Raw genomic sequence first — 17,898 nt, forward strand, 5'->3', positions numbered from 1 at the left:
CCGCTACCGCGTCCGGTATCCCGTCCCCCGCTTCGTGAACAGCTCCGCCTGCCGCTCCGCCGGCAGGTTCCCGAGCGTCACCAGGTGCGGGGCCTGGGCGAGGGCCTGGGACCTGACGGCCTCCTTGGCCGACCACAGGGCCCGTACGGTGCCCTGCACCGCCTCGGTCGGGTAGGAGGCGAGGACGGCGGCCGCCTCCCGCGCGGCGGCCGCCGCCCCGCCGGGTTCCGTCACCTCGCTGACCAGGCCCGTCTCGTACGCCCGCCGGGCCGAGATCCGTTCGGCCGCGCCCATGAGCGCCATCCGGGCGACCTCGCCGAAGGGCATCCGCTGCGCCATGTGGACGGTCTCGAAGGCGCTGACCATGCCGTAGGTGGTGTGCGGGTCGAAGAAGGCCGCGGTCTCGCCGGCGATCAGGAACTCGGCCTCGCCGAGCAGGTAGAAGGCGCCGCCGCAGGCCATGCCCTCGACGGCGGCGATCACCGGTTTCCACAGGTCGTTGGCCTTGGGGCCGATCGTGACCAGCGGGTCGTCGATGGTGTACGGGGACGAGGGCTGCGGCACGCGTCCGGCGTCGTCGCGGTCGATGCCGGTGCAGAAGGCCCGTCCGCCGGAGCCGGTGAGGACGACGGCCCGGATGTCGTCCTCGTAGCGGAAACCGCGCCAGACGGCGGCGAGTTCGCGGGCCATGGCGAGGGTGATCGCGTTGAGCCGCTCGGGCCGGTCGAGGGTGACGACGGCGACGCCGGTCTCCTTGTCGCGCTCCACGCGGATCCCGGGGGCGCTCATCCGCGCTCCAGGAGCCAGCGGGGGACGGCGAGCCCGTCGATCTCGGTGAAGGCGATCCGGACGGCGGCGCCGATGCGGAGCCGGGCGGGGTCGACGGAGTCGAGGCGGGCGTCGGGGGCGGCGACGACGTTGCCGGCCAGGCGGATGCGGGGGGCGTCGGCGAGTTCGACGAGGACCGCGTTGTAGGGGGCCTGTTCGGCGTAGTCGGGCAGCAGCGGCGGGTGCGGGAGCACGTACGACCAGATCCGGCCGCGGCCGGACATCAGCCGCCACTCGGTGGCGAAGGACTGGCAGTGCGGGCAGCAGGGGCGGGGCGGGAAGCGGAGCTCCCCGCAGTCGGCGCAGCCCTGGACCCTCAGTTCGCCGCGGGCGGTGAACTCCCAGAAGGGGGCGCCGTCTTCGTCGATGACGGGGTTCAGCACTCGGATCAGCTCCTCAGGCTCGCAGCAGGACGGCGGAGGTGGGGACGCCCTCGCCGGCGGTGACCAGGCAGGTGGCGGCGCCGGGCACCTGGGCGGTGGAGGTGCCGCGGAGCTGCTTCACGCCCTCGTTGATGAGGTTGAAGCCGTGGACGTACGCCTCGGAGAGGCCGCCGCCTCCGGTGTTGAGGGGGAGCCGGCCGCCGAGTTCGAGGGCGCCGCCCTCGGTGAAGGCGGCGCCCTCGCCGCGTCCGCAGAAGCCGTAGCCCTCCAGGGAGAGCGGGACGAGGGGGGTGAAGGCGTCGTAGATCTGGGCGACGTCGACGTCCTGGGGGCCGAAGTCGGCGTTCTTCCACAGGTGGCGGGCGGCGGTCCAGGCGGGGCCGGACAGCGGGTCGTCGTTCCAGTAGTTGACCATGCCGTGGTGCTGGGCGGGCAGGCCCTGGGCCGCGGAGTGGATGTAGACGGGCTTGCGGCGGCAGTCGCGGGCCCGTTCGGCGGAGACGATGACGCAGGCCAGCGCGCCGTCGGTCTCCAGGCAGTTGTCGAAGAGGCAGAGGGGTTCGCTGATCCAGCGGGAGGTCATGTACATCTCGCGGGTCAGCGGGCGCTCGTACATGATCGCGTCCGGGTTCTGGTTGGCGCGGTTGCGGCAGGCCAGGGCGACGTTGAAGAGGTGGTCGCGGGTGGCGCCGTACTCGTGCATGTAGCGGCGGGCGAGCATGCCGATCTCGTCGGCGGGGCGGAGCAGCCCGTAGGGGCGGGTCCACTGGCCGGGGGTGGGGAGCTGGACGGCGGTGTTCTTCCAGGGGCGGGGGCCGGAGCCGCGCTTGCGGGAGCGCCAGGCGACGCCGACGCTCGCCTGGCCGGTGGCGACGGCGGCGGCGAGGTGGCCGACGGTGGCGCAGGAGCCGCCGCCGCCGTAGCCGACCTTGGAGAAGAAGGTGACGTCGCCGGCGCCGATGGCCTTGGCGACCTCGACCTCGTCGGTCTCCTCCATGGTGTACGAGGCGAAGGCGTCGACCTCCGAGGGGGCGATGCCGGCGTCGTCGAGGGCGGCGAGGATCGCCCGGCAGGCGAGGGCCTTCTCGGTCTCGGGGAGCTGTTTCGCGAAGGGAGTCTGACCGATCCCGACGATGGCTGTGGCGTCCTTGAGCACCGGACCTCCTTATGGGGCAGCACTGCTGACAGCGCGCCAGGCTACAACTAATCTGACGGATAGTCAGCTACAGGGAGGCTGGGGGTATGGGCATGCGTGGTGACCTGGAGTGGGGCACGATCCCGGGACTCGTCCGGGCGGCGGGCGAGCGGTGGGGCGATCGGGAGGCGGTCGTCGACGGCCGCGTCCGGGTCTCCTACGCCGAACTCGCCGCCCGCGTCGAACGGTCCGCCGCCGCCTGCCTGGCCACCGGCGTACGGGCCGGGGACCGGGTGGCGGTCTGGGCGCCCAACAGCCTCGACTGGATCGTCGCCGCCCTCGGCGCGGTGACCGCCGGCGCCGTCCTCGTCCCGCTCAACACCCGCTTCAAGGGCACCGAGGCCGCCGACGTCCTGGCCCGCTCCCGCGCCCGGCTCCTCTTCGTCACCGGCACCTTCCTCGGCACCTCGTACGTCGCCTCGCTGCGCCGCGCCGGAGTGCCCCTGCCACACCTGGAGCGGGTCGTCGTCCTCGGCGACACCGCGCCCGACGAGGCCGAGTGGACCACCTGGAAGGCGTTCCTCGCCGAGGGCGACCGGGTCCCCGCCGCGCGGGTCCGGGCCCGCGCGGACGCCGTCGACCCCGACAGTCCCTCGGACGTCATCTACACCTCCGGCACCACCGGCCGCCCCAAGGGCGCCGTCATCAGCCACGCCCAGACGCTGCGCTGCTACGAGGAGTGGGCCGCGCTCGCCGGTCTCGCCGAGGGCGACCGGTACCTCGTCGTGAACCCCTTCTTCCACACCTTCGGCTACAAGGCGGGCGTCCTCGCCTGCCTGATGCGCGGCGCGGTGATCGTGCCGCAGCCCGTCTTCACCGTCGACACCGTGCTCGCCAACATCGCCGCCGAGCGGATCAGCGTGCTGCCGGGCCCGCCCACCCTCCACCAGTCGCTGCTCGACCATCCGGGCCGCGCGTCCCACGACCTGTCGAGCCTGCGCCTGGTCGTCACCGGCGCCGCCGTCGTCCCGCTGCGGCTCGTGGAACGCCTCCGCGCCGAGCTGGGCGTCGGCACCGTCCTCACCGCCTACGGCCTCTCCGAGGCGAGCGGCCTGGTCACCATGTGCCACCGCGACGACCCGGACGAGGTCGTCGCCACCACCTCCGGCCGCGCGATCCCCGGCACCGAGGTGCGGCTCTCGGACACGGGCGAGGTGCTGGTCCGGGGCCACCACGTGATGCGCGGCTACTTCGAGGACGAGGCGGCCACGGCCGAGGCGATCGACCCGGACGGCTGGCTGCGCACCGGCGACATCGGGGTCCTCGACGAGGCGGGCAACCTGCGGATCACCGACCGGCTCAAGGACATGTTCATCGTCGGCGGCTTCAACGCCTACCCCGCCGAGATCGAGCAGCTCATCGGGCTGCACCCGGACATCGCCGACGTCGCCGTCATCGGCGTCCCCGACCCCCGGCTGGGCGAGGTCGGCAAGGCGTTCGCGGTACGGCGTCCCGGCGCGCGGGTCACGGCCGACGACCTGATCGCCTGGTCGCGGCGGGAGATGGCGAACTACAAGGTGCCCCGGCAGGTCGAGTTCGTCGCCGAACTGCCCCGCAACGCGAGCGGGAAGGTGGTCAAGGGCGAGCTGCGGAAGCGGGGTTGAGCGCGGGACGGCCGCTTACGGAGTATTGGAATCCGATTATGGAAAAAGGGTCGGAGCGGCCCCGGAAGCGCAACCGGCCGACAGCGTGTCCACGTCATAGGGGCGACGCGTGACCCCTTCCCCCTCCGACCTTCCCCTCCGAGGAGCAGCAGTGTCCACGCAGGAGATCCCCCTCACCCTCACCCCGCAGCAGGCCGCCACCGGCGTCGTCATCCCGGTCAACCTGCCGTCCGACCTGCCCGGCGGCGGCCCCGCCCAGCTCCACGTCCCGCCCTGCCGCCACGGCGATCTCGTCCCGGTCCGGTTCGCCGGCGGAACGGTCCTCCTCCGGATCACCGTCGCGGGCGGCGCCCAGCCCCCGCGGCAGGGCCGGTCCGGCGTCGCCGGCTGCCTCGTGCCGCTGCTCGTCCTCGGCGCGATCATCGGCGGCTCGTACCTCTTCAACAGCAACGACAAGGACGAACCGAGCGACTCCCGCCCGACCTTCCCCACCTTCTCGGTCTCGCCCTTCCCCAGCCTGAACCTCGACCCCACGGCCGACCCCACCCCCACCGAGGAGGAGCCCGACCCGTACGAGAAGGGCACCTGCCTCAACGGCACCCTCCCGGACTCGGAGACCGCCCAGTCCGTCAGCGGCGTCGAGGAGGTCTCCTGCTCGGCCTCGGACGCCCACTACAAGGTCATCCAGACCTTCCCCTTCACCTCCGACATGAACCGCTGCAACGACAACCCCAAGACCCAGTACGCCTTCTCGCACCGCTACACCATGAACGGCACCACCATCAGCGAGTACGTGTACTGCCTGGTCGGCCTGGGGTCGTACGCGCGCGGCTAGGGAAGGTCAGTCGACGCGGAGGTCGTTGTAGGAGGTGTCGGCGGTGATGTGCATGTTGGCCGAGGCCGGGGCCGCCGCTCCGAGGGCGAGGGCGGCGGTGACGACCGCGAGGGCGAGCAGGTGTTTCGTACGGCGCACGGCGGACTCCTCATGAAGTGGTGGTAATCGGGCAGATCGATCCTCGCGGCGCCCTTCGGGGAACCGCGAAGCGGAACCGTCTACTTCGTCAGGTGGCCGGACACACGGCGGAGGGGCCGGGCAGCTGCCCGGCCCCTCCTGTCGGTGGTCCGATCGCGTTGCGCGCGGTCCCTCCCGGACGAATCCCCCCTGGTTCCGTCCGGAGTCCCCCGGGACCGTGTGCTCCCCCGTCGACCGGGCCTCCTGGGAGGCACCGGCAGCTCCCCCGAAGTCGCCGCCGATGCCGTCGTCCCCGTGGGGAGTGGTCTACTTGGCCGGCTCCGACGTGATGTGGAGGTTGTCCGTCGAGGCACCGCCGTCACCGAGGACCTTGTCCGCGATGGCGTCGGCCGGCTCGGAGGTGATGTGCAGGTTCTTCGTGCCGATCGTCTCGCTGCCCTCGCCCGTGATGTGCAGGTTCTCGGGCTTGGCGATCGGGTCGGTGGCGTCGATGTCGCCCATGTAGGTCCCCTCCATATGGATGGCTTCGCGTGCTGGTTCGCGGGGCCCGTCCGGCGGTTCCCCCATGGACGACCGGACGGGCTCCTCAGGATCGCTCACCCTAGTGCGTCGAGGTGACGACCTTCGTCCCGACCCGTCTGCCCCCCGACACGACGGATCGTTGAGGAAGACTCTGCCGGTCGGCGATAAACGAATGATGAACGCGGCCCCGGGGGACCGGGATCAGGCCGCGAGCGCCCGCCCCAGCAGCCCCTTGACCTCGGCCGCCTCGGGCGCGCCCAGTTCCTCGTACAGGGCCAGGGCCTCCTGCCAGCAGACCCGCGCCCGGCCCGACTGCCCGATGCCGTCGAGGGCCCTGCCGAGGACGGTGAGGACGATGCCCCGCCGCCACTCGCCCCCGATGCCCCGCAGCAGGGTCAGGGCCATCTCCGCGCCCGCGGCCGCGGCGCCGTAGCGCCGGTCGGCCATGTCGACCTCCGCGATCCTGAAGAGCGTCATGCCCTCCCAGAGCCGCTGACGGCTGTCGGCGAACACGGCGAGGGCCTCCCGCAGCTGGTCGCGGGCGGCCTTCAGCTGCCCGTCCTCGGTGAGCGCGAGCCCCAGCGCGTAGCGCCCGTTGGCGCCCTTGAGGGCGTGGCCCATCTCCTCGTACATGTCCGCCCCCTTCCGCGCCATCCGGACCGCGTCCTCCGTGCGGCCCGTCGCGAGCCGGATGCGGGAGAGGTTGCAGAGGGCGGCGGCCTCGCCCGCCGGGTCGCCGGCCTCGCGGAACAGCGCGATGGCCAGCGTCAGATGCTCGTCGGCGTCCCCGAAGCGGGCCTGGTAGTGGGCGATCGCCCCCCGGGCGTTCAGCGCCCAGCAGACCGGCAGCGGGTCGCCGATCGACCGCGCGGCGGCGACCACCGACTCCGCCTCGCGGTCCGCCTGGTCGAACCGGCCCTGGTAGTGGTGGACGTACGCCAGGGCGTTGGCCGCCCGCCCCTCCGCCCGCACGTCGCCCGTCTTCGACGCCGCGGTCCGCAGGAGGGTCGCCACCGCCTCGTACTCCTTCGAGTTCGCGCCGGACTCGGCGAGGTCGAGGGAGGCCCACAGGAGGTCCACCGCGCGGCGGAGGGTGGTGGGGGAGGAGGCGGACTGGCGGACGCAGGCGAGGAGGCAGTGGGACTCTGCGTAGAGCCAGTCCTGGGCCTCGTGGCGGTCGGTGAAGGCCAGGCCCTCGTAGGTGGTCGGCTCCAGGTGGTCGACGAGCCGGTCGCCGGGGCGCTCGATGGCGTAGACCCGGGCCGCCGTCGAGAGGTGGAAGTCCAGGAGGCGGGAGAGCGCGGCCTCCTTCTCCGTCGGGGGGTGCTCGTCGCGGTCGGCGCAGGCGCGGGCGTAGAGCCGGACCAGGTCGTGGTAGCGGTAGCGGCCCGGGGCGGCGGATTCGAGCAGCGAGGTGTCGACCAGGGCCTCCAGGAGGTCCTCGGTGTCCCACAGGGGGAGGTCGAGGACGGCCGCCGCCGCGGCGAGGGAGATGTCGGGGCCGTCGGCGAGGCCCAGGAGGCGGAAGGCGCGGGCCTGGGCGGGCTCCAGCTGGCCGTAGCCCAGCTCGAAGGTGGCCTTGACGGCGAGGTCGCCGGCCTGGAGCTCGTCGAGGCGGCGGCGCTCGTCGGCGAGCTTCGCGGCGAGCACGGAGACCGTCCAGGTGCGGCGGGCCGCGAGGCGCGAGGCGGCGATGCGGATCGCGAGGGGGAGGAAGCCGCAGGCGGCGACGACGTCCAGGGCCGCCTCGCGCTCCGCCCGGACCCGCTCCTCGCCGACGATCCTGGTGAAGAGCTGGAGGGCCTCCTCCGGGGACATCACGTCGAGGTCGACGAGGTGCGCGCCCGCGAGGTCGACCATGCGGATGCGGCTGGTGACGAGGGCCGCGCAGCCCGCCGTGCCGGGCAGCAGGGGGCGGATCTGGGCCGCGTCCCGGGCGTTGTCCAGGAGGACCAGGACGCGGCGGCCGTCGAGCGTCGAGCGGTAGAGGGCGGCGCGGTCGTCCAGTGCGTCGGGGATGGCCGAGTCGGGGGTGCCGAGGGCGCGGAGGAAGGAGCCGAGGACGGTCTCCGGGGCGGCGGCCTGGGCGCCCGCGCCCTGGAGGTCGACGTACAGCTGCCCGTCGGGGAAGTGCGGGCGCGCCTCGTGGGCGACGTGCACGGCGAGGGTGGTCTTGCCGACTCCGCCGATGCCGGCGAGCGCGGAGACGGCCATGACGTGGCCCTCGGCGGTGGCGAGCCGGGCGCCCAGTTCCCGGACGAAGGCGGCGCGTCCGGTGAAGTCGGGGACGGTCGCCGGGAGTTGGGCGGGGCGGGCCACGGGGGCGGCGGCCGGGGCCTGTTCCTCGACGGGGCGGGCGAGTTCGGCGTCGCCCTGGAGGATGCGCTGCTGGAGGCGGGCGAGTTCGGGGGTGGGGTCGACGCCGAGCTCGTCGGCGAGGAGCCGGCGGGTGTCGGCGTACACGGCGAGCGCCTCGGCCTGCCGTCCGCCCCGGTAGAGCGCGAGCATGAGGAGTTCGCGCAGCCGCTCGCGGAGCGGGTGGGCGGCGGTGAGCGCGGTCAGTTCGGAGACGGCCTCGGCGTGCGCGCCGGTCTCCAGGTCGACGTCGAGGCGGGCCTCCAGGAGGGTGAGCCGCCATTCCTCCAGGCGGGTCCGCTGGTTCTCGGCGTGGGGCCCGGGCACGGAGGCCAGGACCTCGCCGTCCCACAGGTCCAGGGCCTCGGCGAGCCGGGTCCGGGCGCCGGCCCGGTCGCCGCCGGCCCGCAGCTTCTCCGCCTCGGCGGCGAGCTCCCGGGCGCGGGTGAGGTCGAGCGCGGCGGTCCGCAGGGCGTAGCCGCCGGACTCGCTGGTCAGCACCTCGGCGCCGAGGACCTTGCGGAGCCGGGAGGCGTAGGTGCGGAGGGCGGCGAGCGCCTGGGAGGGGGGTTCCTCGCCCCAGAGCGCGTCGATGAGTTCGGCGGCGGTGGCGGTGCGGCCGCCGCGCAGCAGCAGCGCGGCGAGCAGGGCCCGCTGCTGCGGCGACCCGGTGGCCAGCGGCTCGCCGTCCCGCCAGGCCCGCACGGGCCCGAGCACACCGAACCGCAGCCCGGCGGGGCCCGCCTGACCCGCGGGGGCCGTGGCGGGTGTGGGCGCGGGGCCCGTGGCGGGACCGGAGCCCGTGACCGTGCCCGCGGGGGTTCCCGTGGCGGAGTCGGAGCCCGTACCTGTACCGGTGCCCGTCACGGCGCCGGAGTCCGTACCCGGACCGGAGCCCGTACCCGTCGGGGAGCCGGAGCTCGTACCCGTACCGGAGCCGGTGTCCGTACCCGTCGGGGAGCCGGAGCTCGTACCCGTACCGGAGCCGGAGTCCGTACCCGTCGGGGAGCCGGAGTCCGGACCCGTACCGGACCCCGTCACGACGCCGGAGTCCGTACCCGTCCCCCCGCCCCCGCCCCGTTCCGCCGCCCCCGCCCGCTGCCGGGGTACGTCGATGTCCGCCCCGGCCTCGTGCCTGCCGGGGCGGCCCTGCGCCGGGACGCGCGGTCCGTTGTCCTGCCCCATGGCTCCCCCTGCCCTACCGGTGGTATCGCCCCGGACAGTCTGCCTTGTCCGGAGGGAGCGCGTCAGCATCGGGGCGACGTTGTGGAGGAGCTGTGACCGGGCCCGGCCGTCAGAGAAGCTGACGGTTCGTCAGATCGGCGCTACCGTGAAGGACATGGAGACCCAGGAGACCTTCCCCAGGATCATCTCGGTGGACGACCACACCGTGGAGCCCCCGCACGTCTGGCGGGACCGGCTCCCGTCCCGGTACCGCGACACCGGTCCGCGGATCGTCCGCGCCCCGCTGAAGGAGATGACCTTCCTCGGCGGCAAGTTCGCCCCCGTCATGGGCGCGAAGGGCGACGACGGGCCGATCGGCGACTGGTGGGTCTACGAGGACCTTCACCGGCCCCTCACCCGTCTCGACACCGCGGTCGGCTACGACCGGGACGAGATACGCCTCGAAGTCATCACCTACGAGCAGATGCGGCCGGGTTCCTTCTCCGTCCCCGACCGGCTCGCCGACATGGACGTCAACCACGTCCAGTCCGCGCTCTGCTTCCCGACCTTCCCGCGCTTCTGCGGCCAGACCTTCACCGAGGCGTCCGACCGCGAGCTGGGCCTGCTCTGCGTGCGCGCCTACAACGACTGGATGGTCGAGGAGTGGTGCGGGCCCGAGGCGCAGGGCCGGCTGATCCCGCTCACCCTCATCCCGCTCTGGGACCCGGAGCTGGCCGCCGCCGAGGTGCGGCGGAACGCCGCCCGCGGGGTCCGGGCCGTCGCCTTCTCCGAGATCCCGCCGCACCTGGGGCTGCCCTCGGTCCACACGGACCACTGGGACCCCTTCTTCCGGGCCTGCGACGAGACCGGCACGGTCATCGCGATGCACATCGGCTCGTCCAGCCGGATGCCGTCCACCTCGGCGGACGCCCCGCCGGCGGTCGGCTCCACGATCACCTTCGCCAACTGCTGCTTCTCGATGGTCGACTGGCTGATGAGCGGCAAGTTCGAGCGCTTCCCGAACCTGCGGATCATGTACGCGGAGGGCCAGATCGGCTGGATCCCGTACATCCTGGAGCGGGCGGACGTCGTCTGGGAGGAGAACCGGGCCTGGGGCGGGGTCGCCGACAAGGTCACCCGTCCGCCGTCGGAGCTCTTCGCCGGGCACGTCTTCGGCTGCTTCTTCGACGACGCCTTCGGGCTGCGCAACCTCGACGCGATCGGCGCGGCGAACGTCCTCTACGAGACGGACTACCCGCACTCGGACTCCACCTGGCCGAAGTCCAAGGAGGTGGGGGAGGCGCAGATGGGCCACCTGTCGCCGGACGTCGTCGAGCGCATCGTCCGCGGCAACGCCGTCGACCTGCTGGGGCTGAGCCCGGAGGGGCTGTGGCGGCCGTGAGGCGAGGGGCGGGGGCCCGGCTCAGACCTTGAACACGCGGATGCCGGGCCCGCACAGGACGGTCAGGTCCTCCGGGTCCGAGGTCAGCACCGTCACCGGTGCCGGAGAGGACAGCGCGGTCGCGGCCACGAGGGCGTCCAGGGCGTACTTGTGGCCGTGCAGGCCGGCGCCCGCCAGGAGCTTGCAGGCCAGGCGGGCGATCGCCTCGCTCGGAGGGATCACGTTCACGCGCGATGCGGCGTAGTCGAAACGGGCCTGCGGGACCCGGGCGTCCCGGGCCTCGACGAGGGTGACGGAGCTGGTGACGACCCTGACGTCCTCGGCCTCGGCCGCCACGAGCCATTCGAGGAGGTCGGCGGAGCGTCGTACGAGCAGCGACAGGCCCTCGCGGTCCAGGACGAGGGTCCCGCTCACGCGGTGTCCGCCGGCTTCGCGGCCTCGCCGCGGAGCAACGCGCGCTTCGCCTCGACGCCGGAGGCGTCGGCGGGGCCGAGCTCCGCCTCGGCGTCCTCGATCAGCTCGCGCAGCCGCTCCCGCTCCAGCTGGCGCTGGACGAGCGCCTCGATGTACGCGGACATGCCGCGCCTGCCGGTGCGCTCCTTGAGCGCGGCGATCGTCCCCTCGTGGAGGGAGACGGAGACGGGACGGGTCGGACCCTCGCCGGGGCCGGGCTGCTCGCTCATGGAGCGAAGGATACCAGGCGACTAATAATTCGATTGTTATTTGCATCCGTGGCGTGCCCGCCCTCCTCCGCGCCCCTTGCCTGATGGACCGTCAGGCGACAGCATGGCCCCGTCGCCATAACTGACGAAGCGTCAGACAAGGGGGTCCCCATGGTGGTCTACGGCATGCAGCTGCCGGTCCAGTCCCAGTCCGCGATCTACGCCGAGCCCTGGGAGGCCGGTGCCGGGCCCGCGGACCTGCTCGCGATCGCCCGGGCCGCCGACGCGCACGGCTTCGACTACGTCGCCTGCTGCGACCACGTGGCCATCCCGCGCCGGCTCGCCGCCGGGATGAGCACCGTCTGGTACGACCCGGTCGCCACGCTCTCCTTCCTGGCCGCCGCCACCGAGCGGGTCCGGCTGCTCTCGCACGTCGCCGTCGTGGGGCTGCGCCACCCGCTGGTCACCGCGAAGGCGTACGCGACCGTCGACCACCTCTCCGGCGGCCGGCTGGTCCTCGGGGTGGGCGCCGGGCACGTCCAGGAGGAGTTCGAGGCGGTCGGGGCGGACTTCGAGGGGCGCGGGGCGGTGCTGGACGAGACGCTCGACGCGCTGCGGGCGGCGCTCGGCCCGGAGGAGTACCCGGAGCACCTGGGGGAGCGCTTCGCCTTCAAGGACCTGGGGCAGCGGCCCCGGCCCGCGCAGGAGCGGGTCCCGGTCTGGGTGGGCGGCTCCTCCCCGGCGGCGGTGCGGCGGGCCGCGCTCAAGGGCGACGGCTGGCTGCCGCAGGGCGACCCCCGGGACGTGCTGGCGCGCCGGATCGAGCGGATCCGGCGCCTGCGCGAGGAGGCCGGGATCGCGGAGCCCTTCGTCTTCGGCGCGATCGCCGAGCCGCTGTACGTCGGCGCCCCCGGCTGGGAGGTCGGCCGACGCACGCGCGCGGGCGCGCCGGAGGAGCTGGCGGCGTCGCTCCGGGAGTACGGGGCGATGGGCGTCGACCAGATCCAGGTGCGGTTCCGCAGCCGGAGCCGCAGCGAACTCATCGACCAGATGGCGGCCTTCGCCGAGGGGGTCGCCCCGCATCTGTAGGGAGCAGGCGCATGGGCAAGCTGGACGGGCGGGTCGTGATCGTCACGGGCGCGGCGCGCGGGCAGGGCGAGCAGGAGGCGCGGCTCTTCGCCGCCGAGGGGGCGCGGGTGGTCCTCGCGGACGTGCTCGACGGCCCCGGGGAGGCCCTGGCCAAGGAGCTGGGGGAGGAGCGGGCGTCCTACGTCCACCTGGACGTGACCCGCGAGGAGGAGTGGGCGGCCGCGGTGGCGGCGGCGAAGGAGCGGTTCGGGCGGATCGACGGCCTGGTGAACAACGCCGGCATCCTCCGCTTCAACGAACTGCTCGCGACCCCGCTGGAGGAGTTCCAGGCGATCGTCTCGGTCAACCAGACGGGCTGCTTCCTCGGGATCAGGGCGGTGGCGCCGGAGATCGCGGCGGCCGGCGGCGGCACGATCGTCAACACCGCCTCGTACACCGGGGTGACCGGCATGGCCGGGGTCGGCGCCTACGCGGCCTCCAAGCACGCGGTGCTCGGGCTGACCCGGGTGGCGGCCCTGGAGCTGGCCCCGAAGGGGATCCGGGTGAACGCCGTCTGCCCGGGCGCGATCGACACCGCCATGAGCAACCCGGAGGGGGTGGACCCGGCCGCGACCGGCGAGCTCTACCGCAAGCTCGTGCCGCTCGGCCGGATCGGCCGCCCGGAGGAGGTGGCGGCCCTCGCCCTCTTCCTGACCTCGGACGACTCCTCGTACGTGACGGGGCAGCCGTTCGTGATCGACGGCGGCTGGCTGGCCGGCGTCTCCCTGTTCTGAACTGATCTGACGATCCATCAGGTATTGACACGGCGCAGTGCATCCAAGAATCTGACGACACGTCAGAAACTCACGAGGACGGTGACTTCCGTGGAATTCGGGATCTTCGTACAGGGATACGTCGGCAAGCGCGCCGAGACCGATCCCGAAGCCGAGCACAAGGCGCTCATGGAGGAGACCGAGTACGTCATCCAGGCGGACAAGTACAACTTCAAGTACGCCTGGGCCTCCGAGCACCACTTCCTGGAGGAGTACTCGCACCTCTCGGCCAACGACGTCTACCTGGGCTACCTCGCCCACGCCACCGAGCGCATCCACCTCGGCTCCGGCATCTTCAACCCGCTCGCCCAGGTCAACCACCCGGTCAAGGTCGCCGAGAAGGTCGCCATGCTCGACCACCTCTCCGGCGGCCGCTTCGAGTTCGGCTCGGGCCGCGGTGCCGGTTCCCACGAGATCCTCGGCTTCTTCCCGGGCATCACGGACATGAACCACACCAAGGAGATCTGGGAAGAGACCATCGCCGAGTTCCCCAAGATGTGGCTCCAGGAGGAGTACGCGGGCTTCCAGGGCAAGCACTGGTCCCTGCCGCCCCGCAAGATCCTCCCCAAGCCGTACGGCAAGTCCCACCCCGCCATGTGGTACGCCGCCGGCTCCCCGTCCTCCTACGCCATGGCCGGGAAGATGGGCCTCGGAGTCCTCGGCTTCAGCGTCCAGAAGGTCTCCGACATGGAATGGGTCGTCGAGTCCTACAAGAACGCGATCAAGGAGGCCAAGGCCGTCGGCGACTTCGTCAACGACAACGTCATGGTCACCTCCACCGCGATCTGCGCCGAGACCCACGACAAGGCCGTCGAGATCGCCGTCGGCGGCGGCCTCAACTACCTCCAGTCACTGCTCTTCCGCTACCACGACACCTTCCCCCGCCCCGAGGGCATCCCCGAGTGGCCCGAGCTGCTCCCCGAGTACTCGGCCGAGATCATCGAACTCCTCATAGCCGAGGAACTCATGATCTGCGGCGACCCCTCCGAGGTCCTCGCCCAGTGCAAGCGGTGGGAGCGGGCCGGCGCCGACCAGCTCTCCTTCGGCCTCCCGATCGGCATCTCCTACGAGGACACGATGAACTCGATCCGGCTCATCGGCGAGCACGTCATCCCCGAGATCGACACCGACCCGGTCCACCGCACCACCCGCTTCCGCCAGGCGGCCGGCCAGTAGCGGACCCTCCCCCGAGGTCATCGCCCCGGGGGCACCCCACGTGGGCGGCGTCTTCCCGGACCGCCGCCCGCGCAGCCCCGGCCGGAGCCCCGCGGCGGCCCCGGTCCGGGGCGCATCCGCGTTCCCGCGCGGCCCGCGCACCCCGTACGGAAACGGAGAGAGGGACGTCATGCTCGACCACCTCATCACGGGCGCCACCGTCGTGGACGGCACCGGCGCCCCCGCCCGCACCGCCGACGTCGGACTGCGGGACGGCCGCATCGCCGTGATCGCCGAACCCGGCACCGTCACCGAGGAGGCCCGCACCACCGAGGACGCCACCGGCCTCGTCCTCGCCCCCGGCTTCGTCGACCCGCACACCCACTACGACGCCCAGCTCTTCTGGGACCCGTACGCCACCCCCTCCATGAACCACGGCGTCACCACCGTCGCCGGCGGCAACTGCGGCTTCACCCTCGCCCCGCTCCACCCCGACCGGCCCGAGGACGCCGACTACACCCGCCGCATGATGTCCAAGGTCGAGGGCATGGCACTCACCGCCCTCGAAGAGGGCGTCGACTGGAGCTGGTCCTCCTTCGGCGAGTACCTCGACGCCCTGGAGGGCCGGATCGCCGTCAACGCCGGCTTCATGGTCGGCCACTGCGCCCTGCGCCGGTACGTCATGGGCGAGGACGCCGTCGGCGGGCAGCCCACCGACGACCAGCTCGCGCGGATGACCGCCCTCCTCAAGGAGGCCATGGAGGCCGGCGCCTGGGGCCTGTCCACCACCCAGTCGTCCACCCACTCCGACGGCGACGGCGCCCCCGTCCCCTCCCGGCACGCGAGCCCCGCCGAGCTGATCGCCCTCTCCAAGGCGGTCGGCGAGCACGAGGGCACCCAGATCGAGGCGATCCTCGCCGGCTGCCTCGACCAGTTCTCCGACGCCGAGATCGACCTCTTCGTCGAGATGTCGGCCGCCGCCGGACGGCCCCTGAACTGGAACGTCCTCACCATCGACGCCGCCGTCCCCGAACGCGTCCCCCGCCAGCTCACCGCCTCCGAACGGGCCCGCAAGTCCGGCGGCCGGATCGTCGCCCTCACCATGCCGATCCTCACCCCCATGAACATGTCCCTCGGCACCTTCTGCGCCCTCAACCTCATCCCCGGCTGGGGCGAGATCCTGGCCCTGCCCGTCCCCGAGCGCGTCGCGAAGCTCCGCGACCCCGACGTGCGCGCCGAGATGCTGCGCCGCGCCGACTCCAAGGAGGCCGGCGTCTTCCGCCGCCTCGCCCACTTCGGCCGGTACGTCATCGGCGACACCTACAGCCGGGAGAACGAGGGCCTGACCGGCCGCGTCGTGAAGGACATCGCCGCCGAGCGCGGCCAGGACCCCTTCCAGTGCCTCGTCGAGATCTGCGCCAACGACGACCTGCGGACCGTCCTGTGGCCGATGCCGAGCGACAACGACCCGGCCTCCTGGGCGCTGCGCCGCGAGACCTGGGACCACGAGGACGTCCTCCTCGGCGGCTCCGACGCCGGCGCCCACCTGGACCGGATGTGCGGAGCCCCGTACACCACCCGCTTCCTCGGCGACTGCCTGCGCGGACGGAAGCTGGTGCCGCTGGAGCGGGCCGTGCGGATGCTCAGCGACGATCCGGCCCGGCTCTTCGGGCTCCGCGAGCGCGGCCGGATCGCCGAGGGCTTCCACGCCGACCTGGTCCTCTTCGACCCCGAGCGGATCGACGCGGGCCCGGCGATCCTCGTCCACGACCTCCCCGGCGACAGCCCGCGCCTGGACTCGCGGGCGGTCGGCATCGTCTCCGTCCGCGTCAACGGCGTCGAGACGGTCCGCGACGACGAGGTGACCGGGGCGACACCCGGGCGCGTCCTGCGCTCGGGCCGCGACACGAGGACGGTGAACACCCGATGACCATCCGCGAGAAGCTCTACATCGACGGCGCGTGGACCGAGCCCGACGGCGGCCACTACGAGGTGGTGAACCCGGCCACCGAGGAGGTCGTCGGCCTCGCGCCCGAGGCGTCCCGGGCCCAGGTGTACGAGGCCGCCGCCGCCGCCCGCCAGGCGTTCGGCACCTGGTCGCGCACGAGGCCCGAGGAGCGCGCCGCGATCCTCGACCGGGCCGCCGCGATCATGGCCCGGGACGCCGACGCACACACCCTCCTCGCCCGCGCCGAGACCGGCGCCACCACCGCCACCGCCCGCGGCATGCAGGTCGCCGTCGGCTCCTCCCGCTTCCGGAGGTACGCGCGCGGCGCCCTGGAACCGGTCGAGGAGGCCCTGCCGCCGCAGATCAACGAGGCCGGCCCGATGGGGAAGGCCGGCGTCTTCGGGGCGGTCGCGGTACGCCGCCCGGTCGGCGTCGTCACCTGCGTCACCTCGTACAACAACCCCTGGGCCAACCCGGCCGGCAAGATCGCGCCCGCGCTCGCCATGGGCAACACCGTCCTCGTGAAGCCCGCCCCGCAGGACCCGCTGTCCGTCTTCGCCATGGTCCGCGCCCTGGAGGAGGCCGGCGCCCCGCCCGGCGTGGTCAACCTGGTCACCGGCTCGGCGCCCGCCGTGGGCGAGGCGGCCGTCGACTCCCCGGACGTCGACATGGTCTCCTTCACCGGCTCCACCGCCGTCGGCCAGGCCATCGGCGAGGTCTGCGGCCGCGCCATGAAGCGCCAGCTGATGGAGCTGGGCGGGAAGGGCGCCGCGCTCGTCCTCGACGACGCCGACCTGGACGCGGCCGTGATGGGGATCGGCACCACCTTCTCCTTCTACAGCGGCCAGATCTGCACCGCCCCGACCCGGGTGCTCGCCCAGCGCGGGATCTACGACCGGCTGGTCGGGAAGCTGGCCGCCTACACCGGCCACCTGAAGGTGGGGGACCCGGCGGAGAAGGGCACGGTCGTCGGACCGGTGATCTCGGCGGCCCACCGCGACCGGGTGGAGTCCTACGTGGAACTGGGCCGCAAGGAGGGGGCGCGGATCGTGACCGGCGGCGAGCGCCCGGACCTCGCGCGCGGCTTCTACGTGGCGCCGACGCTGCTCGCCGACTGCACCAACGAGATGCGGGTGGTGCGCGAGGAGATCTTCGGCCCGGTCGTCGTGGTCGTCCCCTTCGACGACGAGGAGGAGGGGATCGCGCTCGCCAACGACAGCGACTACGGCCTGCTCGACTACGTGTGGTCCGGCGACGTCGCCCGCGCCTTCCGCATCGCGGGGCGGCTGCGGGCCGGCGGGGTGGGGATCAACACCATCGGCCGGAACATGGAGGCGCCCTTCGGCGGCTTCAAGAAGAGCGGCGTGGGCCGGGACGTGGGCTCGTACGCGCTGCACGCCTACAGCGAGCTGCAGGCGGTGGTCTGGCCGGGCTGAGCGGCCACGGGCGGGGCCCTGCCCGGCCCCGCCCGAAGGGGCTCGCGGTGGTCTTCCGACGGCCGTCCGACGGTCGTCGGGCGGTCGTCGGGGGGTCATCAGGGGGTCATCAAGGAGTCGTCGGACGGTCGTCCGACAGCCGTCCGGAGGTCACCGGAAAGTCACACGGGAAAATTTGAAACCGGACATTTCGGGCCTGGCTGCGGTTCCCGCATATCGGACACCCGGCGGCCGACCTACCAGTTGGTCGGTCCGTCGGGTTCGTCGATCTTTCAATCATTGGCGCGTGCCCGGATCTGACCTCGCAATGCAAGGCGATGATCGATCAAGTGAGCGGAGTCAAGTCCTCCGGATAAGGAAACCGCAGCAT

The 17,898-nt window shown here is 72.9% G+C and carries 16 protein-coding genes; 8 read left to right on the forward strand and 8 right to left on the reverse strand.

Annotation, left to right across the window (positions count from 1 at the left end; genetic code table 11):
* Positions 1-3: 3 nt before the first annotated feature.
* Genes IE321_RS05555 through IE321_RS05565 form a run of 3 tightly spaced genes read right to left on the reverse strand, consistent with a single transcriptional unit; the run spans position 4 to position 2,367 of the window.
* Positions 4-789, reverse strand: a complete 786-nt coding sequence (locus IE321_RS05555) for an enoyl-CoA hydratase/isomerase family protein (protein WP_190221975.1) — start codon at positions 787-789, stop codon at positions 4-6.
* On the reverse strand, positions 786-1,211 hold the full coding sequence (locus IE321_RS05560; RefSeq protein WP_043228746.1) for a Zn-ribbon domain-containing OB-fold protein: 426 nt from the start codon (positions 1,209-1,211) through the stop codon (positions 786-788). The genes IE321_RS05555 and IE321_RS05560 overlap by 4 nt, the downstream gene beginning before the upstream one ends.
* A gap of 13 nt (positions 1,212-1,224) precedes the next feature.
* Positions 1,225-2,367 (reverse strand): lipid-transfer protein, encoded by a 1,143-nt coding sequence (locus IE321_RS05565; protein ID WP_043228744.1) that lies wholly within the window; start codon positions 2,365-2,367, stop codon positions 1,225-1,227.
* 92 nt (positions 2,368-2,459) lie between these two features.
* Here IE321_RS05565 and IE321_RS05570 point away from each other — a divergent pair, with 92 nt between their 5' ends.
* A complete protein-coding gene (locus tag IE321_RS05570; RefSeq protein ID WP_190222001.1) occupies positions 2,460-4,010 on the forward strand; it encodes a FadD3 family acyl-CoA ligase in 1,551 nt (516 codons plus the stop codon).
* 151 nt (positions 4,011-4,161) lie between these two features.
* Complete coding sequence (locus tag IE321_RS05575; RefSeq protein WP_190221976.1) at positions 4,162-4,845, forward strand: LppU/SCO3897 family protein; 684 nt, start codon at positions 4,162-4,164, stop codon at positions 4,843-4,845.
* A 6-nt stretch (positions 4,846-4,851) separates the two neighbouring features.
* On the opposite strand, the gene IE321_RS42750 is transcribed toward IE321_RS05575, so the two are convergent.
* From IE321_RS42750 to afsR, 3 genes are all read right to left on the reverse strand, one after another.
* Entirely contained in the window at positions 4,852-4,983 is a 132-nt protein-coding gene (locus tag IE321_RS42750) for a hypothetical protein (protein ID WP_264202460.1), read from the reverse strand.
* A gap of 306 nt (positions 4,984-5,289) precedes the next feature.
* On the reverse strand, positions 5,290-5,484 hold the full coding sequence (locus IE321_RS05580) for a hypothetical protein (RefSeq protein ID WP_043228789.1): 195 nt from the start codon (positions 5,482-5,484) through the stop codon (positions 5,290-5,292).
* Between the two features lie 222 nt (positions 5,485-5,706).
* Complete coding sequence (gene afsR, locus IE321_RS05585; protein ID WP_491590480.1) at positions 5,707-8,727, reverse strand: SARP-family global regulator AfsR; 3,021 nt, start codon at positions 8,725-8,727, stop codon at positions 5,707-5,709.
* A gap of 472 nt (positions 8,728-9,199) precedes the next feature.
* Here afsR and IE321_RS05590 point away from each other — a divergent pair, with 472 nt between their 5' ends.
* Entirely contained in the window at positions 9,200-10,426 is a 1,227-nt protein-coding gene (locus IE321_RS05590) for an amidohydrolase family protein (RefSeq protein ID WP_190221977.1), read from the forward strand.
* 21 nt (positions 10,427-10,447) lie between these two features.
* Here the strand turns inward: IE321_RS05590 and IE321_RS05595 are convergent, their stop codons facing one another.
* Complete coding sequence (locus IE321_RS05595) at positions 10,448-10,840, reverse strand: type II toxin-antitoxin system VapC family toxin (protein WP_190221978.1); 393 nt, start codon at positions 10,838-10,840, stop codon at positions 10,448-10,450.
* Positions 10,837-11,109 (reverse strand): hypothetical protein, encoded by a 273-nt coding sequence (locus IE321_RS05600; RefSeq protein ID WP_190221979.1) that lies wholly within the window; start codon positions 11,107-11,109, stop codon positions 10,837-10,839. The genes IE321_RS05595 and IE321_RS05600 overlap by 4 nt, the downstream gene beginning before the upstream one ends.
* Positions 11,110-11,259: 150 nt before the next feature.
* Between IE321_RS05600 and IE321_RS05605 the strand changes: the two genes are divergently transcribed.
* The 5 genes from IE321_RS05605 to IE321_RS05625 all read left to right on the forward strand — a co-directional run bounded on the left by IE321_RS05605 (position 11,260) and on the right by IE321_RS05625 (position 17,528).
* The gene (locus IE321_RS05605; protein ID WP_043228733.1) at positions 11,260-12,177 is read left to right on the forward strand and encodes a TIGR03619 family F420-dependent LLM class oxidoreductase; all 918 of its coding nucleotides are present in this window, start codon (positions 11,260-11,262) and stop codon (positions 12,175-12,177) included.
* Positions 12,178-12,188: 11 nt separating this feature from the next.
* The gene (locus IE321_RS05610) at positions 12,189-12,950 is read left to right on the forward strand and encodes an SDR family NAD(P)-dependent oxidoreductase (protein ID WP_043228732.1); all 762 of its coding nucleotides are present in this window, start codon (positions 12,189-12,191) and stop codon (positions 12,948-12,950) included.
* Between the two features lie 90 nt (positions 12,951-13,040).
* Entirely contained in the window at positions 13,041-14,165 is a 1,125-nt protein-coding gene (locus IE321_RS05615; protein ID WP_043228731.1) for an LLM class flavin-dependent oxidoreductase, read from the forward strand.
* Positions 14,166-14,334: 169 nt separating this feature from the next.
* Positions 14,335-16,074 carry an N-acyl-D-amino-acid deacylase family protein gene (locus tag IE321_RS05620; RefSeq protein ID WP_190221980.1) on the forward strand — a complete coding sequence of 580 codons (1,740 nt, stop codon included), beginning with the start codon at positions 14,335-14,337 and terminating at the stop codon, positions 16,072-16,074.
* Positions 16,071-17,528: an aldehyde dehydrogenase family protein gene (locus tag IE321_RS05625; protein WP_190221981.1), complete on the forward strand. Its 1,458-nt coding sequence runs from the start codon at positions 16,071-16,073 to the stop codon at positions 17,526-17,528. Before IE321_RS05620 ends, IE321_RS05625 begins: the two co-directional genes overlap by 4 nt.
* Positions 17,529-17,898: the final 370 nt, after the last annotated feature.

Origin of the sequence: Streptomyces hydrogenans (assembly GCF_014656075.1) — a bacterium.
GTDB classification, from domain to species: Bacteria; Actinomycetota; Actinomycetes; order Streptomycetales; family Streptomycetaceae; genus Streptomyces; species Streptomyces hydrogenans.

Excerpts from the sequence above, each read along its gene's own strand:
- IE321_RS05590 (WP_190221977.1), top strand. The coding sequence starts at position 9,200 with ATGGAGACCCAGGAGACCTTCCCCAGGATCATCTCGGTGGACGACCAC.
- IE321_RS05605 (WP_043228733.1), top strand. The coding sequence starts at position 11,260 with ATGGTGGTCTACGGCATGCAGCTGCCGGTCCAGTCCCAGTCCGCGATC.
- IE321_RS05610 (WP_043228732.1), top strand. The coding sequence starts at position 12,189 with ATGGGCAAGCTGGACGGGCGGGTCGTGATCGTCACGGGCGCGGCGCGC.
- IE321_RS05620 (WP_190221980.1), top strand. The coding sequence starts at position 14,335 with ATGCTCGACCACCTCATCACGGGCGCCACCGTCGTGGACGGCACCGGC.
- IE321_RS05625 (WP_190221981.1), top strand. The coding sequence starts at position 16,071 with ATGACCATCCGCGAGAAGCTCTACATCGACGGCGCGTGGACCGAGCCC.
- IE321_RS05600 (WP_190221979.1), bottom strand. The coding sequence starts at position 11,109 with ATGAGCGAGCAGCCCGGCCCCGGCGAGGGTCCGACCCGTCCCGTCTCC.
- IE321_RS05555 (WP_190221975.1), bottom strand. The coding sequence starts at position 789 with ATGAGCGCCCCCGGGATCCGCGTGGAGCGCGACAAGGAGACCGGCGTC.
- IE321_RS05570 (WP_190222001.1), top strand. The coding sequence starts at position 2,460 with ATGCGTGGTGACCTGGAGTGGGGCACGATCCCGGGACTCGTCCGGGCG.
- IE321_RS05580 (WP_043228789.1), bottom strand. The coding sequence starts at position 5,484 with ATGGGCGACATCGACGCCACCGACCCGATCGCCAAGCCCGAGAACCTG.